The sequence below is a fragment of the Halobacillus litoralis genome, assembly GCF_009856445.1.
Classification (GTDB): domain Bacteria; phylum Bacillota; class Bacilli; order Bacillales; family Halobacillaceae; genus Halobacillus; species Halobacillus litoralis.
In genome coordinates, this window is record NZ_WMFA01000001.1 from 690819 (window position 1) to 715788 (window position 24970).

The window sequence follows — 24970 nt, forward strand, 5'->3', positions numbered from 1 at the left end:
TATATTTATTTCCTTCAATCCCCTCCTTGACATAAAGACAGATGTTTTCTTTAGTCTTTAATCATGTCCTCATTATTCTTAATCATCTGAGTGACCGCTTCCTTCGGATCGAAAAGTTTTTCTCCTTTCAAAAATTCCAAGTGTTCTTTATGGGTAGCCAAGGTTCTTTCAATCCCTTCTGGATCCTTGAAATGCACCATTTTCGGACGGATCAATTCATAGATGGTGCGTCCAATTTCCATTGTGAATGGATTTTCTGTTTCTTCTAAAATGGCATAGTGGAATTCTAAATCGATATCGACAAGCTCTTCCGGACTCAAATCTGGTGTCATCCTTTCCACTTGAGAGTGATAAACGGCTTCGATTTTCTCCAGATCTTTGTTTTCTTTCGTTATAACCATGTTCATCAGCAACATTTCAAAATGTTGGCGAAATTCGATGAGCTGCTCGAGGTTATGACTATGCATGATCAAACTGAAGATCAGCGGGTTCATCGTCAGCTTGGAAGAGTTATCCGTGATGAACATACCCTCCCCACGTTTAATTTGAATAACACCGATCGACTCAAGGATTTTGATTGCTTCCCGGACAGGTGTCCGGCTCACTCCTAATTGTTCAATAAGTTCCATTTCCGTCGGTAATTTATCTCCAGGTTTCAGCTTCCCTTCAATTAAATAGTCCTTAATCAAGGAAACAATCCCCATTGTCTTTGTTTGATTCGGGTGAATTCTGTTAAATGTAAGATTCAATAAAAACATCCTCACGTAAAAGTATTTTAATATTTCAGAATTTTTCACAGAAAGCCGTTTACATCGTTAAAATATTCAGATAATATACTATATATAATACATCATACATATGATGTACACGTCAATAGCTTTTATTTTTTCGGTCATGTATGGAAGACGATCTTCATTGAAGTTCAGGAGAAATTCAGGAAAGGAGGAGAAAGGTGATAGAAGTTTGTGAAGCACTGATTCAATAACTTCAAAAGATCGTGTCACTCAATTAGACAATTTTGGCTCAGCAAAGTAAATATTAGGCCTACTTGGAACCAAAGAACCCTGATTTAGTCGTTTTCCAGAATCAAGTGAGGAAGTTTTTGAAATCATCAAGATAGTCAACGATTTTCAAGTTCCGCTTGTTCCATTTGGATCGGGGACAAGCCTGGAAGGACATGTGACTCCTTATGATGGTGGAATCAGCCTTGATTTTTCATCGATGAACTAGCGTATCGAAGTTAGACCGGATGATTCCTGGTGTTACATGGTCGCAGCTGAATAAGAAGTTAAAGTCTTATGGTCTTTTCTTTTCTGTTAATCCAGGTGCGGACGCTACCCTTGGTGGAATGGCGGCTACGAATACAAGTGGAACGCCCGCTGTGAAGTATGGAGTGATGAAAGAACAGGTGACGAGCTTAGAGGTGGCGCTTCCGAATAGGAATATCTTCCATACGGGTACACAAGCCGCGAAGTCTTCTTCTGGGTATCACTTGAACAGTCTGTTTGAAGGGGCAGAAGGAACCGTCGGCTGCATCACCAAACTCACGCTTCATGTGTACGGAATTCCTGAAACGATCGTCGCTGGCCGGTATCTTTCAGTGATTTGAATCAAGCGATGGAGGACGTTATTCACTTGTTATAAGGTGGGTTTGAGCTTGCAAGGGTGCAGCTCGTTGACGAAGTATCGATCAAAAAAAGTGAACCAGTCGAATGATAAGAATTACAAGGAAGCGCCGACTTTATTCATCGAATTGAGTGTACAGCTTGACAATTCTTTTGCTGAAATAGTTATTAGCTGATGCAAATGGAATGGATATAGAGTTTCAAAAAGGTGTGAAAGGAAGAATTGAGTTGCGGGAAGCGCGTCATAACCTTGCTTATTCTTTCGTTCACGCACACCCCGGGTAGAAAATGATGGTCACTGATGTCTGTCTGCAGATCTCTCAGTTACCCCTTGGAATGCAACATTTACGCGAACAAATGAAGGCGCTTTCACTAGGTGGTGCTTTGACGTTATGTTGGGGATGGGAATTATCATGCGTTACTTATGATTGATCCTGACAATGTGGGAGAGAGATGGAAAGCGGATCTATTCAATGAAGCAATCGGCCAGCATGCCCTTCAAAGGGGAGGGGCATGTACGGGAGAACATGGCGTAGGAGTCGGGAAAATGAAATAGCAGCAAGTTGGAACATGGAGATTCAATTGAAGTGATGCGGCAAATTAAATTGGTGCTTGTTCCGAATCAAATCATGAACCCAAGAAGGATTTTCTACAGGTTATAGGGGTCTGAATAGGCATCGACCCTACGCATTTCGGCATCGTTATGATTGTCTATTTAGCGATCGAATTTATTACGTCTCCTGTTAGCGTCAACTTGTTCGTCGCTGAGAATATTGCAGGGACCAAATTTGAAAAGCTGGTCTGTATGGTCATTCCGTTCATCATTATTATAATGATCGATGTTCTCATCGTTTCCTTTTTACCATTCTTAAGCCTATGGTTTATTCAATAAAGACGAGGAGGGATTATGTGAAGACTTATCGATTAGCTGTACTGCCAGGAGACGGCATTGGTCCTGAAGTCGTGGACGAAGGGATGAAAGTCTTGGATGCTTTAACCAAAGCGGATTCGTCCTTTCAATTAGAGACCAGAACCTTCAACTGGAATTCTGAATATTACCTAGAGCATAACCGCATGATGCCGGAAGACGGTCTGTTGACTTTAAAAAAGTATGATGCCATCTTCTTTGGAGCCATCGGTGACCGTCGTGTTCCCGAACACATCCCCATCTGGGACTTGATCATGCCGATTCGGAAAAATTTTCATCAATATGTGAACCTCCGCCCGATCAAGCAATTGCCTGGAGTCCAGAGTCCCATTCAAGCGGATGGGCCCATAGACTTCTACGTTTTCAGAGAGAACGCGGAAGGGGAGTACTCCAACATCGGTGGCCGGTTGTATCAGGAAACTTCCGATGAACTGGCGATACAAAATACAGTGATTACGAAGAAAGGGGTTCAGCGCCTGGCTCGCTATGCGTTCGACTACGCGCAGAAGAACGATGTGAAAAGCATCGTGAACGCAACGAAGTCTAATGCCATCGTCCATTCAATGAGGTTGTGGGACGAATCGGTCAAAGAGATGGCCATGCATTACGAAGGGATAGCCGTAGAAGATGTCTACATTGACGCCTTGGTTGCCCATCTAGTCCAGCGTCCGGAATCCTTTGACGTCATCGTCGCTTCTAATTTATTCGGTGATATTCTAACAGACCTTGGAGCGGCGCTTGTCGGTGGATTAGGGTTATCCCCGTCCGCGAACTTAAATCCGGAAGGGGATTACCCATCCATGTTTGAGCCAATTCATGGTTCAGCTCCTGATATTACTGGAAAACAAATGGCGAACCCGATTGCACAAGTTTGGTCGGCAGCTTTGATGCTTGAACATCTAGGGAGAGAGGATCTTGCTTTGATCGTGATGACTGCTATTGAAAAAGTAATAGAAACTGGCAAATTCTTGACACCTGACATGGGAGGGAATGCGAAAACGTTTGAAACCGGCGAGGCCATTGTCAAACAAATCTACCATCAGATGTAGGAGGGGAATCGATGAATTTTCGAAATAAGAATGTTGTCGTGACAGGGGCCAATGGTGGAATGGGGCAAGTTATTACGAAGCGGTTTTTAGAAGAAGGAGCGAAAGTAGCGGCTCTTGATCTAAATGTCGATGAGGTGGAGAAGTGGCGAAACGAATACGGCGATCAATTGGAAGTCATTTCGGCTAACCTTACAGAGGAAATAGAAGTGAGGGAAGCTATCGAGAAAGCGACGGAATTTCTGGGGCCTATCTCCATATTAGTGAATACCTTGGGGATCGCTCAGCCTGCGACACCGATTGATGAAGTGGAAGTTGCCGACTGGGACCGTTTATTGGCAGTGAACACGACTTCTTTATTCCTTATAAACAAAGAAGTGGTAAAAGGAATGAAAGAGCAGCGTGCTGGTGGTGTGATCACCAATGTTGCTTCCATTGCTGCTGAGCGCCCGCGGCCGGGTTTGAATGCCTATGTTACATCAAAAGGAGGCGCGTTAGCTTTTACAAAAGCGCTCGCCATTGAAGTGGCCGAATATAAAATTCGCGTGAATGCCATCAACCCAGGTCCATCGGATACAAGTATGCTGGGGAAATTCAGTCCAGAAGGTGGAGATGTCGATCAGGTGAAAGAAGATACCTTTAAGAAAAGTGTTCCTCTAGGTGAGTTGGTGACACCTGAAGATATCGCAGAAGCCGCAATGTATTTAAGCTCTGACGGTGCACGGATGGTGACGGGAAGTGTCTTGAACGTTGACGGAGGAAGAGGCCTTTAATAAAGAGGGAGGGGTGAAGGGATGAAGCACATGTATGTTGGTGGTGAATGGATAGAGAGTGAGGATCAAAGAACGGTAGCCACGAAAGATCCAGCGACACAAGAAGTCATTGCAGAAGTACCAAGAGGCGGCAAAGAGGATGTTCATCGAGCTGTGCTGACCGCACGGAAGACCTTTGAATCGGACGAATGGCAGGACTTTGCCGCTGAAGAGCGCGGAAGGATTCTTTTTGACATGGCAGGGAGAATAAGAGAGGCGGCTGAAGAGTTGGCTCAACTGGAAACGAAGGATACAGGAAAGCCGATTTCTCAAGCTCAAGGAGATGTGGAAGCGGCCGCGCGTTATTTTGAATATTACGCAGGCATGGCTGACAAAATTTTTGGTGAAACCATCCCTGTCCAGGCGGATGTATTGGATTACACGGTGAGGGAACCGGTCGGAGTGACGGCCCATATCATCCCGTGGAACTATCCGATCCAGATCACTTCACGAAGTACGGCCGCTGCCATTGCGACAGGGAACACCGTTGTCGTTAAGCCGGCGGAGGATACGCCTCTGACAGCCCTTAAACTTGCAGAACTCTTTGATGAAACTTCTTTGCCTAAAGGGGTCTTCAATGTCGTTACGGGCTACGGAAAAGAAGCCGGGGATGCGTTGATTCATCATCCCGAAGTCAACCATATCACCTTCACCGGATCTGTCCAGACGGGAAGACTTGTCATGGAAGCAGGTTCAAAGAATATCGTTCCTGTCACGTTGGAACTTGGCGGCAAGTCCCCGAATATCGTTTTTGCTGATGCCAAGTTGGACGAGGCTGCGAAGTGGGTCGTCAAATCGATTGTTCAGAATGCCGGCCAGACGTGTTCGGCGGGTTCACGCCTTCTCATTGAAGAAGAGGTAAAAGAAGAATTTTTACAACGAATTCAGAAACAAATGGAGAGCTTAAGCCTGGGTAGAGGGTTGGACGATCCTGACTTGGGCCCTGTTTTGTCGCAGAAGCAATACGAGCGGATAGAAATGTTTTTGGACATTGCGAAGAAGGAAAACACATCGTTCTTAACAGGGGGCGAACTTGTCCATGTTGATGGATGTGAAAATGGTTATTTTCTTGCTCCGACAATTATTGATGGACTCGACCCCCATAGTGAAGTGGCGCAGGAAGAAATATTCGGACCAGTGCTCAGCGTGTTCACTTTTAAAGAAGAACAAGAAGCCATACAACTTGCCAATGATACTCCTTATGGATTGGTGACAGGTGTGTGGACAGAAAACATCGGACGCGCTCACCGTCTAGCCAGGAAAATAAGAGCCGGACAGGTATTCATCAATAACTATGGCGCTGGAGGAGGCATCCAGATGCCTTTTGGTGGATACAAGAAAAGTGGCTTTGGGAGAGAGAAAGGGCTTGAAGCGCTGAAAAACTATACGATTTTGAAAAATGTCGCGGTCAAGATGTAATCGCACTTTTCTTTGATCACCCTATGAATTAATGAAAACTTTTATCTTGAAGTTTTCCACTCTATAAAAAAAAGGAGATGGGGTCTTGGAAAAAGAAAGGAAGAAAAAACAGGATGACCGGTTCAGGATTGCCAACAGGGAAGCCCTGATTGGAGTCGCTCTTGCGGTGTTCAACTTCATCTGGTGGTTTGCGTTTGCTTATGGTCTCGGAGATCGAACACCGGAAGACTATTCATACGTCTTCGGGTTACCTTCCTGGTTCTTTTACAGTTGTGTGTTAGGATTCATCATCATGACTATACTCGTCATTTTTGTTGTGAAGGTCTGGTTTGTGGAAGTTCCTTTCGATGAAGAGGAAGGTGAACGAACATGAACACACCAGTCGTCATTTCACTCGCTATTTTCCTTGTTTTGATTTTTGCCATTGGCTTTTGGTCGAGTCGTTCTCTTAAGAATGCAACGGGAGATTCTTTCCTTCAGGAGTACTTCCTCGGAGGCAGGCAGCTCGGGGGATTTATCCTCGCCATGACGATGATCGCTACATATGGAAGTGCGAGCAGTTTCATCGGCGGTCCGGGTGTAGCCTATACTCAAGGCTTCGGCTGGGTGCTCCTTTCCATGTCTCAGGTAGCTACCGGTTACTTTGTACTAATGATTCTCGGTAAAAAGTTTGCCATCATGGCCCGTCGATATAAAGCGGTCACGCTCATCGATTATTTGAAAGGTCGCTACCAGAGTAAGTGGGTCGTATTGACCGCTGCTTTCAGCATTATTGTGTTCCTTTTTTCCGCTATGGCTGCCCAGTGGGTCGGTGGAGCGCGTCTGATTGAATCTTTGACTGGATTGAATTATACGACGGCCTTGTTTATCTTTGCCGTTTCCGTTCTCGTCTACGTCATCATCGGTGGGTTCAAAGCGGTCGCTCTTACCGATACGGTTCAGGGAGTAGTCATGTTCGGAGGCACACTTATCTTGCTGATTGCGACCATCATGGCAGGTGGGGGAATCGACAACATTATGGCAGATCTTACGGCAGAGAACCCGAACCTCGTTACTCCGTACGGTGCGGATGGTGGGTTAAGTCCGACTTATGTATCCTCCTTCTGGATTCTTGTGGGTGTCGCTGTCGTCGGTTTACCTCAAGTAACCGTTCGTGCCATGGCCTATAAAAACTCTCGTTCCATGCACCGTGCGCTCATTATCGGTACGATTGTTGTAGGTTTCATCATGTTGAACATGCATTTGATCGGTGTATTCGCACGTCCGATTCTTCCTGGTATTGAAGTGGGAGACAAAGTGATGCCTTTAATTGCTCAGGAAGTGCTGACGCCATGGCTTGCCGGCATTGTTTTAGCTGCTCCGATGGCCGCCATCATGTCCACTGTGGATTCCTTGCTGCTCCTTGTCAGCTCTGCTGTTGTGAAGGATGTGTATTTAAATTATATTAAGCCGGATGCTTCGCATACACGAGTGAAGCGGATGAGCTTTAGTGTTACAGCAATTCTCGGGATTTTAGTTTTTCTAATGGCCTTAAGTCCACCGGATTTACTCATTTGGCTGAACCTATTTGCCTTCGGTGGACTTGAAGCGACCTTTATTTGGCCAGTAGTTCTTGGACTTTATTGGGATGGTGGAAATAAATACGGGGCTTTGGCTTCGATGGTTGTCGGTATTGTTTCCTATATCATCGTCGACCAGTTTTTCCCGAGTATACTCGGCATGCATAACGTGGTCGTCCCAATTCTCCTTTCCTTTGTCGCCTTTGTCACCATTAGTTTATTGACCAAATCACTCATTCAAAATCAATCCATTTCTCATGACCAATTAGAGAGGAGCATGTAAATTATGTCCCATACACAAATCGAAACAAGGAAAATTCGTGACCGCAAACGCGTCATTTCTTTGACTCAAGAACTTGTTCGTATCCCGAGTGTTTACAGACCTGGAGTGGAGGGTGGTAATGAGGAAAAAGCGGCTCATTACGTTGCTGACTATCTAGGAAAACTTGGCATCGAAGTTCATGTGGAGGAAGTGGAGTCGGGGCGTCCGAATGTTATCGGTGTCATAGATTCTGGAAAGCCAGGACCAACGCTTTTGTTTGAAGGACATACGGATGTCGTGACGGAAGGAGACCATGGATCATGGACATACGATCCTTTTGGAGCCGAGATTGCCGGTAACCGGATGTACGGGAGAGGAACAAACGATACAAAAGGGAATCTTTCCTGCATGATTACTGCTGTCCAATCTCTTTTAGAAGATCAAGAGGTATGGTCCGGGAAGGTGATTTTATGTATCCCTTGTGATGAAGAAGGAATGATGATTGGCATCAAACACTTTATCAAGCAGGGGTGGGCAGATGACGTAGATGGAGCCATTATTTGTGAACCTGAAGAGAATCAGGTGTGCATCGCTCAGCGCGGAGCCATGAGAGTGGTTATGAATGCCTATGGAAAAATGGCACACGGAGCAATCTCATGGAGTGGCATCAACCCGAACTGGCGTATGGCGAAAATCATCGTCGAATTAGAAAAACTGGAGAAACGGGAGCAGGAGCGACTTGGAAAGCATTCAACCTTGGGATGGCCCAGTATCACCCCAACCATCTTACAATCTCCGGCCAAAGGGGATGCCCAGATCAATGTCATCCCAGAACAGTGCATGACCACACTGGATATACGGACCGTCCCTGGTCAGGACCATGAGGTATTGAAAGAAGAACTACAGCAAATACTTGATCGACTTGCCAAGGATGATCCTGATTTCAAAGCAGATTTTTCTGTTATTGAAGATCGTCCTTGGACCTCAACCGAGAAAGATGAACCTGTGGTAAAAGCCATTTCAGATGCGGTACGTACTGTTTTGGAAAAAGAACCGGTGTATAACGGCGTCCCAGGTGCAACAGATGGTACGTTTTTACATGTAGCTGGCGTGCCGATCGTAACAATTGGAGCAGGGGATCGTGAAGTACCACATCAGATTGATGAATATGTGGATCTCGATGAACTTGCAGAAACGACAGAAATCTATAGACAAGCCGCTTTGAATTTCTTGAACTCATAAAAAGTAGAGCCCTGGATCTAATGGTTCCAGGGCTCTACTTTTTTAACTCTCTTATGAGGTGGCTCGATGAAATGGTGAGTTTCCGAAAAATCTTGGACATGTTAAGAGAGACGTTTGAATCGGGAAGAGTGATCATCAGCCGTCAGCTGAATAGTTACTTATCCCTCGAGCTTTGTTAAAACCGTCTCTCCGTTCCATTAATAAAACATTTACCTTTCGAAATAATAAAAGCGAAGGGAGGGTTAATCATGGCACAAGGAAACAAAAAGCTTTCAAATAAAAATGCAAAAATTCATGACCGTAAAGAAGAGAAACAGCCAAGGGAAAAACGATAATTGCTATAGATTGACAAGCAATCGGTGAATTTCTTGTTTTAGAATGAGCATAATAACTTGTGCTCATTCTTTAAAGTAATAACTAATAGGATGGTTTGGAGGGTATGACCTAGGTTAGAGAGCCTAGACTTCTGGTGTTACGAACTTATTTGTTATCTTATTAAAAATGAGCATGGCAGGGAAAAACAGATTAGTGCTTAAACCACTCTAATAAAATAGTAACGTGGTGAAAGAAAGCGCTTTTTTGATTTCCTACGTTAAAACATCAAGTCTAGCCTTGAAGTAATTTATATAATGAACAATAACATAGTATGAAATAAGACTGCCGAGAAAGTCTCGACAGCCTTACTTTATCTAATTATAGAATAGGATTATGCTCCGGCCTTTGTTGATTGATGCCATTCACCATTTTCATCCTGCCACTTGATGATCATCGTACCACCTTGACCGGTCATGTAGAACGTCTTGTCCGGTTCAGCTACGACTTCCCCGGAAGTTCCACCGCCAGCCATTCTATACTCTACATAAACTTTGAAAGTATTGTTGTTTGTGATTCTCCAAACCCTGTCTCCCTCTTTGATGTCTAATTCAGGATGCTCGGACTTGAATTCTTCTGATTGCCCGTTTTGAATGTAAGTGAGCTTCAGATTTTCAACAACCAATTCTTCAGTGAATACATCGGGTTCTACATCTGTACCGAGACCATCCAGCTCCTCTTGAGAAAGTGGTTCAGAACCTTCTGTAGCTTCACTCACTTTATCAGAGACATCTTTAAGTTCCGCTACTTTACTGTTAGCCTTTTCCACTTCAGCAGTCAGGCGGTTGATTTCACTTTCATTGGCTGCATTTTGCTCGGCGAGTGCATTGTACTCTTTTTGTAATTGATCAAGCTCAGCTTTTGTCATTTCCAGGTCAGCATTTACAGCATCAAGTTGAGCTTGTTTAGCTTCCAGTTCAGCAATCTTATCTGCAAGGTCTGAACTAAGCTGTTCGTTATCAGCTTCCAATTGAGCAACCTCACCGCTCAGTTTTTCCACTTGTTTTTGCAAGAAGCTTTTTTCTGCTTCCAGATCATTGATTTTTGTTTTCGCATCGACGATCTTTCCGTTTGCATCTGTCAATTTTGCCGTTGCATCTGCTTTAATTAGTCCTATTTTATGAAGTAAACTGTCTTCATTTGCCTCATACTGGACGACCTTATTCTTGAGATCAACAAGTTGATCTTTGACGTTATCGACTGTTTCCCCACCTGTAAACATCACGCCGCCAGCGATGGCAGACGCTCCCACGACTCCTGCAATTGTTGCTTTTGCTGATAAAAAACCCATTTTACATTCCTCCGTTTTACTATTCATTTTTTTGATGTTAAGACCAACAAGCAAATTTTTCTATGTAGGTAGTTTGTTTCTCTTAGTGGAGGCGGAACACTCAACCTAGATTCAGGACTTTTTTTGCATGTTGTTCTTTCCAAAGATGATTATATTCTTTATAAAGAACAAAAGTAAATGTTTGAAAACCGGCAAAAAATCCAAAAATTAGTATTTAAGAACAACAATTCTATATATAGAACGTAATTGGTATAAATATCTCATTTTTTCAAATTTGTAAGTTTTGTAGGAAAAGGGTATTATATATTTTTTATATTTTAAATATCTCCGAACCATAGATCTTTTATTGGAATTTACAGGGGATGAAGGGAGCATATATTGATTTATATTGTATTTCCTGGAATTTAGGTGTCTACACAAACCAAGTGGGAAAGGCGCCCTGATTGTAAGTTCAACGGTTGAAAAGTATTGTCCTTATCTACGTTATTACTACAAGCAATAAATTAAAAAAAGTGCGTCATACCAGTGGGATCTCTGGTATGACGCACTTACTACTCGAACATATCCACGTACACCTATTACATAAATGTGAAGTTTAAAGTCTAGTATCTTTGTTTAACTGGATTTTTCCAACACCAAATTCTCTTGCTTCGTTCTAGCAGTCAGTACACTCACAATGCCCATGATCACAAAGGCTGCAGCTGCACTAAAGAACATCGCAATAAAGATATTTCCTATCAAGTTGAGTGAGGTGAAGGCGACATATAAGGAAGCACCCGTAACGACTGCGGCGATGCCACCATATTGATTCGCCCGGTTCCAGAAATACCCGAGGGTGATGGGTGCGATGATCCCGGATATAATTGCGGAAAAGCTGAATTGGATCAGGAAGGCCAGCGACTCTGGTCGTTCTAACGAGAAGTAGAGGGACAGGAGTCCGACGATAATCAGTGATCCTTTCGCGACTTTCAAAGATTTATTGTCCAGTTCTTGCGTAGACATTTTCCTTGAAGTAAGGAACGGTGCGACAACACGGTACAAGTCGTTCCCGATACTTGTCGTAATTCCTAAGTATAAGCTGTCCGTACTGGATAAGATCGCAGAGATGATTCCGACGATCATGATGGCCGCGATTACACTTGGGAAAGCCTCAATGACATAGGTTGGAATGGCCGCATCAGCACTTTGCAAGCTTGGGAAAAGGACACGGGCAGCGAGTCCACCGAGCACCATTAGAGTGGAAATGATACATAGCACCAACCCTGCTGACAATGTGAATGGAGCCAGGTCTTCCTCTTTTTCAATCGACAGCACTTTGTTCAACAGGTGTGGCATCAATACGAAACTGAATAGAAGGAACTGAACGGCCATGATGGCGAGCGCACTATTGTACGGACCACCGTCGGCAATGGCAGCGGTCAGGTTCGGGTCGATGCTATGCAGGCGATCAGTCAGCACACCGAAGACGTTCCAGCCTCCACCGATGGTCCAGAAAAAGGAGACAACGATGAAAATCGAGGTGATCGCCATCAGAACTCCTTGGATTCCGTCGGTAATGATTTGTGCGAAGGCTCCGCCTAGACCGATGTAAAGAATCGTGATGGCTACACCAATGATGATGCCCCAGAAATAGGGAATCCCGATGACGGTTTCAAAAATGGTGGCAAGCCCGACATTCTGCCCGACGATATAGTAGACGTTGAATAAGATCAGTAAAGAGACGATCGCTTGCAGGGCTTTCGAGTTATAACGCTTGCCAAGCCACTCTGGAAGGGTCGACACATGGCCGAATTTCTTACCGTAACGCCAAAACGTTTTGGCGAAGAGAAGAAGTCCTACCCAGGAGACGCCAAAGCAGCCAAGGGTGTACCAGAGCACAGCGGTTCCGTGTTCGTAGGCCAGTCCTGGGACCCCGATGAAAAGATTGGCACTGGCGTAAGAGGTGGCGAAACTTGCCCCGACAAGCCAGGGGCTCACTTTTCCCCGGGCCGTAGCAAAGCCGGCCATCGACTGGCTGTGCGCCCGCCCTTTTTCACCCACCCACGTTACAGCGGCAAAGTATACAGCTAATAAAAGGATGACGGTCCATAGTAATACACCGGAACTTGTAAGCATCGTTTATCGTTCTCCTTTCTTCGTCGTGTAAAAATTCTTCCATATGAATAGTCCGAGCAACCAGAATAAAGCGACAGCGATGAAATAAGTAAGGATCATATCGTTTCCTCCTTTTTTTTGAAGAATGGCAAAGGGTGTGGTCCGATTTCACTGATTTCCATTTCGACTTTCATGTTATAAGTTAAGTCTGTTTCGTCTATCAATACGTGCGTCAATAGAGAAGGTCCTTCTTCAAGAGCGACGACGCCGACCACATAGGGTGTATGTTCCTGCCACACGGGATGTCCCGCACGATGGATCACGCTCCATGTTTTCAGCCTTCCTTTACCGGAGGCTTTTTTCCATGTTAACGAATCATTAAAACAATGGGGACAGTGTTCGCGAGGGTAAAAGATCCATTGCTCACACTTGTCACATTGTTGAAGACTGAGATGACCGGCTTGGATGCTTTCCCAAAAAGGATGACTTATTGGTGTGATCGTCGGACCTGGTAAAGAAATGTTTGGTTGTTGGCTCATTGTTCTCCTCCTAACACAAGCGCCGTTGTTTCGCTTAATGTGGCTCCGTTCCCTGTCACGAGTGCTTTTTTAGCATCAGGGATTTGTCGGTTTCCAGCTTCGCCTCTCAATTGATGGACGGCTTCCACCACATGCGACATGCCGCCTGCCAAGTCTGCCTGGCCGAACCCTAACTGGCCGCCATGCGTGTTCAATGGATAATCACCGTCATGGCCAAAGCTGTGGTTTTTAACAAACTCTCCGAACTTTCCAGGCTTACAAAGACCCGCACTCTCAAGTGTTGTGGCAACGACACTTGTATAACAGTCATACAGGGAGAAAAGGTCGATGTCTTCCACGTCCGTCTCTGCTTGTTCAAGCGCTCTTGGGATCGAATAGGTAAATGGCAAGGTGTCTATACTTGGCGCCTGGCTGACCGCCCGGTGGGTGATCTTTTCTCCAGCTCCTTTCAGGTAGACCGCTTTATGCTTACCTTGTGCTGCTTTTTCCGCAGATGTAACGACGACGGCTGCTCCACCGGCTACAGGCATGACGATCTCAAGAAGGTGAAGCGGATCAGCGATCAAAGGAGAGGCGAGAATATCTTCGACTTCCACGGGTTTTCCATAGAAAATCGCATCCGGGTTCAACTGGGCATTTTTCCTGTGCCAGTAGGCGATCCTTGCAAAGTCTTCCTGGGTGGATCCGTGTTCTTCCATGTGCTGTCTTTTTAAGAGGGCATAGGAAGTATTCGCTCCAGAGGCACCGAAAGGCACATCAAACTCGCGGATCGGATTACGGTTCGGGGATCGTAATGTTTCGCCTTTTTCATTTTTGTTTGCTAGGACACAGACGACGGTTTCGCACATGCCTGCCTGAATGGCTGCGGCGGCTCTCCAGATCATCCCCGGTCCGGTCGCTCCGCCGAGATCAACCGTATTGGACATCGTGGGATCGATTCCTAGATACTCAGAAACCGTCGCCGGCACATGTTGGGGCGTCTCCCCGACTTGGGGTCCGACGAGCAGACCGTCGACGTCTTCCTTGGAGATGCCGGCATCCTGGATGGCGAGGCGGACGGATTCTGCAATCAAACTTAATGTGGTTTTTCCTTCTGAATAACGGACGGGCTTCAGCTCACCGATTCCGGTGATCGCTCCTTGAATTTGGCTGGCCATTACACGAACTCCTTTTCTGAAAGCTGACGAAATGCTTGTAAGCTGGATGGATTACGTAAGGACGCTTCGTTTTTCACTTCTTTTCCTAAAGCGGCTGTTTTCGCTGCTCCTTCGACTCTTTTTCCATTGATGGTATGAGGGATTTCCTCCACTTGATAAATCCGCTTCGGTACATGACGAGGAGAAGCTTTCGTGCGGATCTGTCGCCGTATTTCTTTTGCTAAGTCTTCCGTCAGTTGTTCCGTGACGATACAGAGGACAATTTCTTCATCATGGTCTTTTGGTGCTCCGAATACGACGCTGTCTTTGATTTCTTTGATATGATCGACGACACCGTATATTTCAGCCGTACCGATGCGGACACCACCTGGATTCAAGGTCGTATCGGCACGTCCATAAATGATGAATGATTGGTCGATGGTCTGTTCAGCCAAGTCCCCATGTGTCCAGATCCCTGGTCGTTTGGAAAAGTAGCTCTTCCGGTAACGTTCCTCTCCACCTTCGCCAAAGAATGTGAGCGGCATGCTAGGGAATGGTTTCGTACAAACAAGGTCGCCCTTTTCTTCGTAGACCGATGCTCCTCGCTCATCCAATACATCGACCGCCATACCTAACGCTTTGCATGCGATTTCGCCTTGCTTCAGAGGGTGAACCGGTGATCCCATGACAAAACAGCCGATGATTTCTGTTCCGCCGGAAATGGAAGCCAGAAACAGATCTTGTTTGATGGTTTGATAGATCCAGTTGTATTGCTCAGGCGCTAAGGGAGCCCCGCAGGAGAGCAGACTTTTCAAAGAGTCGAGTGAATGAGTGTTTTTCAGATCGACGCCTGCTTTCATCAATGTATCGAGGTATTTAGGACTTGTACCAAAATGGGTGATGCCGACTTCATCCGCAATGTCCCACAAATGGGTAAGGGAATCCTGTCTTACGGGAGAGCCGTCATACAATAGAATCGCCGCTTCACTGGCTAACCCTGAAACGAGCCATGGATACATCATCCAGGCGGTATTGGTGTACCAGAACAACACGTCACCTTGCTGGACATCGCAATGGAGCTGATGCTCTTTCACATGTTGCAGGAGTGTCCCGCCGACTGAGTGAACGATCGCTTTCGGCAGTCCCGTCGTTCCGGATGTATATAAAATATATAAAGGGTGGTTAAAAGGAACGGGTTCGAACGTGGGCTCTTCTGCTTCATTGTTACAAAGCTCGCTCCATGAAAGAGATTCGATCCCTTCAATATCCGTTTCCCCTCCGAACGTGACGAGTGCGGATAGTCCTTCCAGGTGTTCCGTCGTCTGCTTGATTTTGTCCTCGATTTGGAATGGCTTCTGCTTATATTGATAAGAGAGAGTAGCGATCAATACTTTCGGTTTCACCTGACCAATGCGGTCGACGATTCCTTTCGTTCCGAAGTCAGGGGAACAGGAGGTCCATGTCGCCCCCAGTGAAGTGGTCGCAATCAAGGCCACTAATCCCTGGATATCGTTCTTCGTGACCCCGGCGACACAATCGCCTTTTTGAACACCTAATTGTTTTAAACCTTCCTGGGCTTTGGCAACGGATTGTTTTAGCTCTTGTAAAGTGATGCTTCCTTGAACGCCTGTCTCATTCGCTTCATAGGCAGCGATCCGATCAAGAGAACCGCGCAGCAGGTTTTCAGCGAAATTCAACCGTGCTTCCGGAAACCATGTACTATCCGGCATCGACGGGCCAGGGACAAAAACACGGTCGCCTTTATCTCCGATAATTCCTGCATAATCCCAAACGGCTGACCAAAATACAGCCAGGTGAGAAACGGACCAACGGTGGAACCGTTCATACGGAAAGAGCGGCTGGCCGGTAGATTCGGCAAAAGCTTTGATATGCGACTGTTCTATTCTTTCGCTCGATGGCTCCCAAAGATACGGGGAACGCTGAGCTGTAATTGTTGTATTCATTGGATTTATCTCCTTTCGAGTTATGTATGAGGAACTTCAATCAACAGGGCCATTCCCTGTCCGCCACCGCCACAAAGGGACGCTATGCCTTTTCCACCGCCGCGCCGTTTCAGTTCATGGGCAAGGGTCAAAACGAGCCGGAATCCTGTCCCTCCGAGAGGATGACCAAGAGAAACCGCTCCACCGTTCACATTGACCCGGTCATAATCGATGCCAAGATCGCGGCAGCTGGCTATGACCACACTGGCAAAAGCCTCGTTGATTTCAAACAGATCAATATCGTCAGTAGTCAATTGGTGTCTATCTAATAGTTCCTGGATCGCTTGCGATGGTTTGGTTTGTAAGCTCGGATCCGGCCCGGCAATCTCTGACCAATCGATAATTTCTGCGAGCGGGTTCTGTCCAAGTGATTCTGCTTTCTCTTTCGTGGTAACGATCCCAACGCTCGCCCCGTCTGTCATTTGAGACGCATTGCCTGCCGTAATCGTGCCTTCGTTGGAAAAGGCGGTGGAGAGGTTGGCTAACTTTTCAACTGTCGTTCCTTTACGGATGCCTTCATCTTCCTCGAGTAATCCAGAAAAAGGTGCGAGTTCAGGTTGAAACCATCCTTTTTCCTGAGCAAGAGATGCTCGTTGTTGAGAAAGGGCGGCGTATTCATCCTGCTCCTCTCGACTAATTTCGAATGAGCGGTTTTTCTCATCGGTAAGAGCTCCCATCGATACATCCGTTAAGGCGCACCACAAACCATCGTTCAGTAAGGTGTCTTTCAGGATGGTATGGCCGAGTCCTGAAGAAGCTCTTACAGGAGCAGTATGAGGAGCGTTCGTCATCGAGTCGAAGCCACCGACGATGTATAACTCTCCTTCGTTCAGTTGCAGTCTTCGGGAGGCATCCGCGATTGTAGCGATTCCACCTAAACAGACATTGTTCAATGTGATGGCAGGTGTATGGATCTCCACCCCTGCTTTATAAGCGACTTGTCTGGCAGGATTTTGACCACCCCCAGCCTGGATGACTTGGGCAAGCAGCGCGCCATCTGCCTGTTTGGCTATTGGATTTCTCTTTATTAAAGCGTTTAACGCGTGAGATCCGAGTTCTGCTGCGGATTTCTTTTTCAAAGCCCCTTTCCATTTTCCGAACGGGGTACGAATGCCATCTAAAAGTACAGTACTCATCTATGTAGCCACTCCTTTTTGTGAAATAGAAAGAGCCCTCTTTACAAAAAAATAAGAAGAGGGCTCTTGGCTCTTCTTATCTTCCAGGATCATCTCCTGCAGGAATTAGCACCTTTTCAAGCGGCTGCTTGATGGTTGCCGGGCGTCAACGGGCCAGTCCCTCTGCCTCTCTGGATAAGAAATAAATATTCAGTTGGAAAATAGAAAACCTCTCTATCACTGATAGAGAGGTTAGAGATTATGTGAATCTCTTATCTTCCTGAGCGTTCACTCAGTAGGATTTGGCACCATGCTATATAAATAGCGGTTGCCGGGTTTCACAGGGCCAGTCCCTCCACCTCTCTGGATAAGATGTTCTTTCGTTATTTGGTTAAGTGCCATGTTAGCAAGGGAAAGGATCGGTGTCAATGAATTTTGTAGAAAAGTGTGAAAATTTATTTTATTTGAGTCCTTTAGATATAGTGATGAAGCACAGATATTTTTATGTGTGAAGAAGAAAAATCTAAAAATTTTAAAAACCTGTTGTAAAACGCTTTCACTTGATCTACAATACAACTAAATCGTTTTACTAAATCGGTTTAGTAAAAAGAAATGTGGAGATTATTTATGAAAAACGTAACCATCGCTGACGTAGCCAAACAAGCACAAGTTTCCAAGAGTACGGTTTCCCAATATTTGAATAAACGATATGACTATATGGGAGAAAAAACAAAACAGCGCGTTCAGGAAGCTATCGATGTCCTAGGCTACCAGCCGAACATCGTCGCGAGAAGCTTAAAACAAAAATCAACGAAAACCATTGGGGTGATTGTCGCTAATATTTTGCACAATTTCACCACCGAAGTCACACGAGCTATTGAAGATGTGTGTCATGAATCAGATTTTCATACCATCATTTGTAATGCGGATGATGATCCCCTTAAAGAGAAGCATTATATAGAAATGCTTCGAGCCAAGCAGGTGGATGGATTAATCATTTTCCCGACTGGGGATAACCGGGATCTATACCAAAAGATGATCGACAGTTCTTACCCTGTCGTTTTTCTTGACAGAGATGTAAAAGGAATGAACGTACCGGCTGTCATGCTGGATAATGAGAAAGCATCTGAACTGGCGGTTGACCACTTCATTGACAGAGGGCGGCGCAGAATCGCTATGATGACGACATCAATCCTAAATCATGTAACACCAAGGATGGAACGGATTCAAGGATATGAGCAGGCATTGAAGAAGCATGAAATCCCTATTGATGAGACTTTGATCATCAGCTCCGAAACCGAGGACCTTCAACAGGAACTCGATGATCTGCTGAGACTGGACACGCCCCCTGAAGCGATCCTTGCGGGGAACGATTTAGTTCTTATCGAAATTCTCAAATATGTGAAACAAAAGGGACTTAGGGTGCCGGAAGACCTCGCTATTATCGGAATTGATGATGTTTCATTTGCGAGTTTTTACACACCGACGCTAACAACGGTTGCTCAGCCGACTTTCCAAATGGGAAAGAAAGGGGCAGAACTTCTTCTGAAAAAAATTAAGGAAAATACGGACGATCAACCCAATCGATTTCAACCGACCTTGATGGTGCGGGACTCTGTTTAAGAGGTTTGAAGAAAGGAGGAAAAGAAATGAAAGACGTCATGACTATTGGAGATGCCATGATTACATTCGATCCAACGAAAACTGGACCACTCCGTAATGTCCACTCATTTGAACGTAAAGCGGGAGGTGCAGAACTAAACTTTGCCATTGGTTGTTCTCGTCTGGGTCTTGATACTGGCTGGATCAGCCGCCTTGGTAAAGATGAATTCGGCAAATACATACGAAACTTTGCCAGAGGAGAAGGGGTGGATGTTTCCACTGTCAAGCTGATTGAGGGCTATCCTACCTCTCTCAATTTTAAAGAAATACGGGAAGATGGGAGCGGGAGCACGTTTTATTATCGTTCTCAATCACCAACGAAGACACTGACTGAACAGACATTGGATGTGGAAGCGATTATGCGGACGAAGATCCTTCACATTACTGGTGTCTTCGCAGCGATCGACCCGGAGAAGAATTTGCGGTTATTAAAACGGGCGGTGACGATTGCTAAAGACCATGGCGCCCTCGTTTCCTTCGATCCGAACATCCGGCTTAAACTTTGGAATAAGGAGAAAGCACGCGAGTCTCTTACTCAGCTCCTCCCTTATGTCGACATCATGCTGACAGGTGTAGAAGAAGCGGAACTCCTTTTCGGAGTCAGCCAGCCGAATCGAATTGTAGAAGCATGTGAACGTTATGGAATCTCGACTGTCGCTATCAAACAAGGAGAGAAGGGGTCATTCGGATTTATGGATGGCCTATCAGTGACCATGCCATCGGCTCCCGTGAAGAAGGTCGTGGATACGGTTGGAGCAGGAGATGGGTTTGATGCAGGATTTATTTATGGGGTGCTGCAAGGATGGTCACTTGAAAGGATTTTACAATTCGCCAATACCATCGGGTCAATGGTCGTCAGCGTTTACGGGGATAATGAAGGGCTGCCGGAGCTTGAGGAAGTTCTTATCCAGCTTGGCGAAAAAGAACTGATTGAAAGGTAAGGTGAGAATCTTGAACCTTCAGCTGGCGTTAGATCGCATGACTAAAGAAGAGTGTTTCCAAGCCCTTGAAGATACAAAAGGCGCCATTGACTGGATTGAAATAGGCACCGGGGTCATCAAGGAATATGGGGTGTCGTTGATCAGAGAAATAAAGAAAGCGTTTCCGGATCAAACACTAGTTGCGGATATGAAAACATGTGATGCAGGAAAGCATGAAGCCGCCCAGGCCTTTGAAGCAGGAGCGGACATTACAACGGTGATGGCTTTTTCAGCTGATCAGACGATCAAGGATACATTGGAAGTTGCGCGTCGCTATGAGAGAAGAGTCATGATCGATCTGTTGGGAGTGCAGGAAGAACAGCGGATCAAAGAATTGTGCGCCTTAGGCGTCGACCTCGTAAGTCTTCATTTCGGGAAGGATATGCAGGCGTCAGGGGAAATTCAGAGTGACGACCTTTTCTCTCTGGTTCAGGGATCGCATGTGGAAGTGGCGGTTGCCGGAGGAATCAACCCGGGTACCCTGCCTTCTATCCTGAAGAATAACCCGGACACGCTGATTGTCGGGAGCGCGATAACCAAGCAGAACGATCGACGGAGCGCCGCACTACAAATGAAAGGAATGATGATGGACCATGAAGCAGACCATTCAAACCGTCAGCGATGAAATCAGCCATGTGCTTAAACAGGTGAATGTCAACGAGGCAGAAGCTTTATCGAATCAGCTGATCCAAGCAAAACGCATCTTTATAGCAGGAGAAGGACGTTCCGGATTGATGGGAAAAGCATTCGCTATGAGACTCATGCATGCGGATTTCCAGGTTTTTGTATTAGGTGAAACAATCACACCGAGCATCGAAGCGGAAGATTTGCTTGTTGTAATTTCCGGTTCAGGATCGACACAGTCGCTCAAACATTTTACAGAAAAGGCAAAAGAGGTCGGAGCGGTTGTCGCTGCGATCACGACAAACCCCTCCTCAACGATTGCTGAGTTGAGCGATCGGGTGCTCGCCGTACCTGCAGCGACTAAAAAGAGGCTGCCAGGAGAGCCGTCCACCATTCAGCCGCTTGGCAATCAGTTCGACCAATCCGTCCATCTCCTGTTGGATGCTGTCATCATCCATACATTAGATCAGAAAAATGGGTTGACGAATAACGAAATGGTTGAGCGTCATGCAAATTTAGAATAGGGGGAAGCCAATGAATAGATTAGCTCGCATTCAACAGGCACGCATCGTTCCGGTTATCCGGAAAGCAGATGAAGCCAATATTCTCTGTATCACTGAAGCACTCGTAGACGGAGGGATCAAGGCCATTGAAATCACCGCAGAAACACCAAAAGCAGCGGAACTCATCTCTAAAGCTTCTGAACAAGTTCAAGGGAGAGCGCTTATTGGAGCAGGAACCGTTCTTGATTCTCAAACCGCAAAACACATGATCGAAGCGGGCGCAGACTTCATCGTCGCTCCAACGCTCAATGTAGAAACGATTCAACTTTCCAATCGTTACGGAGTGCCATGCATCCCCGGGGTTTTTACACCAACGGAAATCCAGACAGCTCTTGATGCTGGAGCTCAAATGGTAAAACTGTTCCCAGCAGGCATTCTCGGACCTGATTATATTAAAAATGTTCACGGTCCCCTGCCACAGGCGTCCATCATGGCCACCGGTGGAATCCACTTGGATAATATGATGGACTATTTTAAAAAAGGGGCTGAGGTCGTAGGGATCGGCAGTCAGTTGGTCAAGCCGGAAGCTCTCAAAACCGAAGCCGATTACTCAGCTTTGCAGTCATTGGCAATGTCGTATGTCCAGAAAACAGAAAGAATCAATGAGAAACTTGCCGCGCATTTGTAAGCGGATTCAAATGAAGGAGGAACAGAACATGAAGAAGTCTCTATCACTTTTATTGTTTATGTTGTTTGCAGGGGTATTCGTACTGGCCGGTTGCAGCGGGGAAGAAGAGGCAAATGGAGAATCAGGGGATGGTAAATTAAAAATTGTTGCCGCACATAATCAAACGTCACCAGAAAACCCATATCAGATTGGTATGGAAGCCTTCAAAGAATCAGCAGAAAGCTCTGATGCTAACATTGAAGTCGAAGTCCATGCCGGAACACTGGGTACCAGCGAATCTGAACTTGTTGAAAAGCTGAAACTGGGAGCCGCTGACGTTGTACTTGTATCCCCAGGGTTCATGTCTGGTACGGGAATCAAACCCATCGACCTGTTCGCCCTTCCATACGTATTCGACAGCTATGACCACTGGGAAAGTGTCGTGGATGGTGAAGTCGGAGAAGAGATGGCGGAGATCGTCAAGGAAGAATCCAACAATGATTTCAAACTGCTTGGTTACTGGTCTGCTGGCGTCCGTCATTATTACGGGAAGAAACCATTGGAATCCATGGATGATTTGAAAGGTCTGAAATTCCGTACCCAAACGTCTGGCGCGGTCGCCAACTATTGGGAACAAACGGGAGCTGTACCGACATCTGTGGCCTGGGGTGAACTGTATCAAGGCCTCCAGCAGGGAGTTGTCGATGCTTCTGAAAACTCTTACCCATACTTCGTTCAAGAAAACCATCACAAAACCGATAACGGAAAATATGTAACCGAAACGGCTCACGATTACACTACTCGTTTCTTATTGATTAATGGGAAGAAGTTTGAGAACTATTCTGAGGAACAGAAACAAGCGATTCTTGAAGCCGCTGAAGCGTCTGTGGAAAAAGAACGCGAAGCTGTATATGCACAGGAAGAAGAGTACAAGCAGCAAGCGATTGAAGATGGAGCGGAAGTGAATGAAATTGACCGTCAGCCATTCATCGACCTTGCTGAACCGATTCTTCAAGAACGCGCGGAAGAAATCGGAGCAACGGATCTACTGGAAAAAATCAATGATATGAAATAAAGATAGAAGGATGCGGGCATCTCACGGATGCCCTTCCCTTATATCTTCTTTGAGAAGGAGGTAACCAACCAATGATTAAATGGCTAGAAAGAATCCAGCTGACCATCGGAGTCCTGTTCCTGCTCACTTTTTTTGTTACGATCGTGATTCAAGTCATCACCCGTATCTCAGGTGTCTCCGCTATTTGGACAGAGGAAGTCGCCACCTATTCCTTCATATGGTCGGTCTTCATGGGCGCAGCTGTCATGCTGAACCGCCGCGAACACTTTCAATTTGATTTCTTGTTGAAAAAGCTGAAAGGAAAGAGTAAAAACAGTCTCTTTCTCTTCAATGATCTCCTGTTGTTAGCCTTCAGCTTAGCTATCTTTTATTTCGGCATTCAAGCCGTACAGAATTTCTGGAGCTACACCTGGACTTCCCTCGAGCAAATGAAAATGGGTTACGTTTGGATCTCCATCCCTATTATGGGCGCGACCATGTCCATCTACACGATTGCCCACATTTTCCGTAATATCAAAAACTTCAATAGCGAGGAGGTCACCGAATGATTGGTCCACTGTTAGTCATCATGTTCGTCCTGCTTATGTTCATCGGCATTCCGATCGCATTTGTCATAGGAATCATCGCAATGGTTGGTATTATCAATGTTCCTTATATCCCGGAAGTCACCGTTCCTGTAAAAATGCTTAATGGACTGGATTCATTCGTCCTGCTGGCTGTTCCGTTATTCATCCTTGCCGCAAACCTGATGAATAGTGGGCAGATTTCGCAGAAACTGATCGACTTCGCCTTGTCGATGGTCGGCCACATCCGTGGTGGACTCGCTCATGCGAACATTCTCGTCTCGATGTTGTTCGCTGGTGTATCCGGGGCCTCTCAAGCAGATACAGCTGGGGTGGGGAAAATTTTGATCCCTAACATGAAAAAGCAGGGCTATGACACGGGTACGGCTGTCGGAGTAACCGCTGCTTCTTCAACGATTGGTGTCATCATCCCGCCAAGTATCCCGATGATCATCTATGCAGGACTGACCAATGTTTCCGTCGGAGCCCTGTTCCTCGTCGGTATTATTCCCGGCGTGCTGATCGGTTTAAGTATGATGGTGATTGTCTATATTCTCGCTTTGAAACGAGGCTACCCTGTCTATCAAAAAGCCTCCATGTCAAATTTCATTAAGAAGTTCCTGGATACTATTCCAGCTATGTTCACGCCGATCATCTTAATTGGTGGAATCATTACAGGCATCTTCACTGCGACTGAAGCTGCTGCCTTTGCCTCAATCTATACAGTCATTGTCGGTATGTTCTATTACAAAACACTGAAACTGAAGGACTTCCCAAAGATCCTTGTTGATACGTTGACATTGAGCTCCCTTTCCCTTTTCGCTCTAGCCGCTGCCAATGCCTTGGGCGAACTGATGAGTTACTACCAACTGTCTGTATGGGCGGAACAATTCTTTGCTAATAACATCAATAGCAAGTGGGTTTTCTTATTGATTATCATAGCCTTCTTCTTATTTGTAGGGACGTTCATGGATGCCATCCCGGCGATGATTTTATTCATTCCAGTCGTCCTGCCTGTAGCGATTACGTTTGACATCAGCCCAATTCTTCTTGGAATCATTACGATCATGACTCTTGCTGTCGGTCTCGTTACACCGCCTTACGGATTGTGTTTACTCCTGGCAGCGAAGATAGGAAAGCTGCCTATTGAACGCTCCTTTAAAGCGGTTATTCCCTACATCACCGTCGTTGTCGTTGTGTTGATCGTGGTAGCATTTATCCCAAGTGTTGCATTTTTCGTTCCAGAAATGATCAATCCAAACCTTTTTTAAGGAAATAGGTTCATAAAGTTATAGGAATTAGATGGTGAGATCAGAAAGGTATTTTCTGATCTCACCTGTTTCTTTTGTTGAACACAAATAAAAAAATCGGTTCCACTACTGACCCAGCAAGAAAAAGGCGTACTACGAATGAGTTCGAAGGGGCTACTGAAAAGTTCCCCACAGAAAAACAC

Annotated in this window: 24 protein-coding genes, 2 pseudogenes and 2 riboswitches; of the genes and pseudogenes, 19 read left to right on the forward strand and 7 right to left on the reverse strand. The window is 45.7% G+C overall.

Annotated features, from left to right (window positions below; all coding sequences use genetic code 11):
* Nucleotides 1–50 precede the first annotated feature (50 nt).
* Nucleotides 51–749 carry a FadR/GntR family transcriptional regulator gene (locus GLW00_RS03190; RefSeq protein WP_237417399.1) on the reverse strand — a complete coding sequence of 233 codons (699 nt, stop codon included), beginning with the start codon at nucleotides 747–749 and terminating at the stop codon, nucleotides 51–53.
* Between the two features lie 340 nt (nucleotides 750–1089).
* Between GLW00_RS03190 and GLW00_RS20850 the strand changes: the two are divergent.
* From GLW00_RS20850 to GLW00_RS03230, 11 genes and pseudogenes are all read left to right on the forward strand, one after another.
* A pseudogene (locus GLW00_RS20850) lies at nucleotides 1090–1230 on the forward strand (FAD-binding protein); the annotation flags it as partial.
* A gap of 19 nt (nucleotides 1231–1249) precedes the next feature.
* Nucleotides 1250–1609: an FAD-binding oxidoreductase gene (locus GLW00_RS20855; protein ID WP_335808428.1), complete on the forward strand. Its 360-nt coding sequence runs from the start codon at nucleotides 1250–1252 to the stop codon at nucleotides 1607–1609.
* 66 nt (nucleotides 1610–1675) lie between these two features.
* The gene (locus tag GLW00_RS20860; RefSeq protein ID WP_335808429.1) at nucleotides 1676–1801 is read left to right on the forward strand and encodes a hypothetical protein; all 126 of its coding nucleotides are present in this window, start codon (nucleotides 1676–1678) and stop codon (nucleotides 1799–1801) included.
* 227 nt (nucleotides 1802–2028) lie between these two features.
* Nucleotides 2029–2181 (forward strand): annotated as a pseudogene (locus GLW00_RS20865) (FAD-linked oxidase C-terminal domain-containing protein); the annotation flags it as partial.
* 120 nt (nucleotides 2182–2301) lie between these two features.
* Nucleotides 2302–2517, forward strand: a complete 216-nt coding sequence (locus tag GLW00_RS03200; RefSeq protein WP_335808440.1) for a TRAP transporter large permease subunit — start codon at nucleotides 2302–2304, stop codon at nucleotides 2515–2517.
* A gap of 17 nt (nucleotides 2518–2534) precedes the next feature.
* Complete coding sequence (locus tag GLW00_RS03205) at nucleotides 2535–3602, forward strand: tartrate dehydrogenase (protein WP_160911157.1); 1068 nt, start codon at nucleotides 2535–2537, stop codon at nucleotides 3600–3602.
* An 11-nt stretch (nucleotides 3603–3613) separates the two neighbouring features.
* Nucleotides 3614–4372, forward strand: coding sequence for an SDR family NAD(P)-dependent oxidoreductase (locus GLW00_RS03210; RefSeq protein ID WP_160911159.1), 759 nt, complete (start codon nucleotides 3614–3616; stop codon nucleotides 4370–4372).
* A 21-nt stretch (nucleotides 4373–4393) separates the two neighbouring features.
* A complete protein-coding gene (locus GLW00_RS03215) occupies nucleotides 4394–5830 on the forward strand; it encodes an aldehyde dehydrogenase family protein (RefSeq protein ID WP_160911161.1) in 1437 nt (478 codons plus the stop codon).
* 85 nt (nucleotides 5831–5915) lie between these two features.
* Nucleotides 5916–6203 carry a YhdT family protein gene (locus tag GLW00_RS03220; RefSeq protein WP_160911162.1) on the forward strand — a complete coding sequence of 96 codons (288 nt, stop codon included), beginning with the start codon at nucleotides 5916–5918 and terminating at the stop codon, nucleotides 6201–6203.
* Entirely contained in the window at nucleotides 6200–7672 is a 1473-nt protein-coding gene (gene panF, locus GLW00_RS03225) for a sodium/pantothenate symporter (protein ID WP_160911164.1), read from the forward strand. The genes GLW00_RS03220 and panF overlap by 4 nt, the downstream gene beginning before the upstream one ends.
* Before the next feature lie 3 nt (nucleotides 7673–7675).
* Nucleotides 7676–8893: a M20 family metallopeptidase gene (locus GLW00_RS03230; protein WP_160911166.1), complete on the forward strand. Its 1218-nt coding sequence runs from the start codon at nucleotides 7676–7678 to the stop codon at nucleotides 8891–8893.
* A gap of 706 nt (nucleotides 8894–9599) precedes the next feature.
* Here GLW00_RS03230 and GLW00_RS03235 read toward each other — a convergent pair.
* The 6 genes from GLW00_RS03235 to GLW00_RS03260 all read right to left on the reverse strand — a co-directional run bounded on the left by GLW00_RS03235 (nucleotide 9600) and on the right by GLW00_RS03260 (nucleotide 17464).
* On the reverse strand, nucleotides 9600–10556 hold the full coding sequence (locus GLW00_RS03235) for a hypothetical protein (RefSeq protein WP_160911168.1): 957 nt from the start codon (nucleotides 10554–10556) through the stop codon (nucleotides 9600–9602).
* A 615-nt stretch (nucleotides 10557–11171) separates the two neighbouring features.
* Nucleotides 11172–12671 (reverse strand): sodium:solute symporter family protein, encoded by a 1500-nt coding sequence (locus GLW00_RS03240; protein ID WP_160911170.1) that lies wholly within the window; start codon nucleotides 12669–12671, stop codon nucleotides 11172–11174.
* Between the two features lie 95 nt (nucleotides 12672–12766).
* Entirely contained in the window at nucleotides 12767–13189 is a 423-nt protein-coding gene (locus GLW00_RS03245) for a Zn-ribbon domain-containing OB-fold protein (protein ID WP_160911171.1), read from the reverse strand.
* Nucleotides 13186–14346 carry a thiolase family protein gene (locus tag GLW00_RS03250; RefSeq protein ID WP_160911173.1) on the reverse strand — a complete coding sequence of 387 codons (1161 nt, stop codon included), beginning with the start codon at nucleotides 14344–14346 and terminating at the stop codon, nucleotides 13186–13188. Before GLW00_RS03250 ends, GLW00_RS03245 begins: the two co-directional genes overlap by 4 nt.
* Nucleotides 14346–16289 carry an acetoacetate--CoA ligase gene (locus GLW00_RS03255; RefSeq protein ID WP_160911175.1) on the reverse strand — a complete coding sequence of 648 codons (1944 nt, stop codon included), beginning with the start codon at nucleotides 16287–16289 and terminating at the stop codon, nucleotides 14346–14348. Before GLW00_RS03255 ends, GLW00_RS03250 begins: the two co-directional genes overlap by 1 nt.
* A 20-nt stretch (nucleotides 16290–16309) precedes the next feature.
* Entirely contained in the window at nucleotides 16310–17464 is a 1155-nt protein-coding gene (locus GLW00_RS03260) for a thiolase family protein (protein ID WP_160911177.1), read from the reverse strand.
* A 73-nt stretch (nucleotides 17465–17537) separates the two neighbouring features.
* Nucleotides 17538–17645: riboswitch (SAM riboswitch) on the reverse strand.
* Nucleotides 17646–17712: 67 nt separating this feature from the next.
* Nucleotides 17713–17817: riboswitch (SAM riboswitch) on the reverse strand.
* Nucleotides 17818–18070: 253 nt separating this feature from the next.
* Here GLW00_RS03260 and GLW00_RS03265 point away from each other — a divergent pair.
* From GLW00_RS03265 to GLW00_RS03300, 8 genes are all read left to right on the forward strand, one after another.
* On the forward strand, nucleotides 18071–19066 hold the full coding sequence (locus GLW00_RS03265; RefSeq protein WP_160911188.1) for a LacI family DNA-binding transcriptional regulator: 996 nt from the start codon (nucleotides 18071–18073) through the stop codon (nucleotides 19064–19066).
* Between the two features lie 26 nt (nucleotides 19067–19092).
* Nucleotides 19093–20046: a sugar kinase gene (locus GLW00_RS03270; RefSeq protein WP_160911190.1), complete on the forward strand. Its 954-nt coding sequence runs from the start codon at nucleotides 19093–19095 to the stop codon at nucleotides 20044–20046.
* 1 nt (nucleotide 20047) lies between these two features.
* Nucleotides 20048–20710, forward strand: a complete 663-nt coding sequence (gene hxlA, locus GLW00_RS03275; RefSeq protein WP_335808431.1) for a 3-hexulose-6-phosphate synthase — start codon at nucleotides 20048–20050, stop codon at nucleotides 20708–20710.
* Nucleotides 20679–21233 carry a 6-phospho-3-hexuloisomerase gene (hxlB, locus tag GLW00_RS03280; protein ID WP_160911194.1) on the forward strand — a complete coding sequence of 185 codons (555 nt, stop codon included), beginning with the start codon at nucleotides 20679–20681 and terminating at the stop codon, nucleotides 21231–21233. The genes hxlA and hxlB overlap by 32 nt, the downstream gene beginning before the upstream one ends.
* A 10-nt stretch (nucleotides 21234–21243) precedes the next feature.
* Nucleotides 21244–21900, forward strand: a complete 657-nt coding sequence (locus GLW00_RS03285; RefSeq protein WP_160911196.1) for a bifunctional 4-hydroxy-2-oxoglutarate aldolase/2-dehydro-3-deoxy-phosphogluconate aldolase — start codon at nucleotides 21244–21246, stop codon at nucleotides 21898–21900.
* A gap of 28 nt (nucleotides 21901–21928) precedes the next feature.
* The gene (locus GLW00_RS03290; protein ID WP_160911198.1) at nucleotides 21929–22954 is read left to right on the forward strand and encodes a TRAP transporter substrate-binding protein; all 1026 of its coding nucleotides are present in this window, start codon (nucleotides 21929–21931) and stop codon (nucleotides 22952–22954) included.
* A 71-nt stretch (nucleotides 22955–23025) separates the two neighbouring features.
* Nucleotides 23026–23502: a TRAP transporter small permease gene (locus GLW00_RS03295; protein WP_160911200.1), complete on the forward strand. Its 477-nt coding sequence runs from the start codon at nucleotides 23026–23028 to the stop codon at nucleotides 23500–23502.
* Nucleotides 23499–24788 carry a TRAP transporter large permease gene (locus GLW00_RS03300; RefSeq protein ID WP_160911202.1) on the forward strand — a complete coding sequence of 430 codons (1290 nt, stop codon included), beginning with the start codon at nucleotides 23499–23501 and terminating at the stop codon, nucleotides 24786–24788. The genes GLW00_RS03295 and GLW00_RS03300 overlap by 4 nt, the downstream gene beginning before the upstream one ends.
* Nucleotides 24789–24970: the final 182 nt, after the last annotated feature.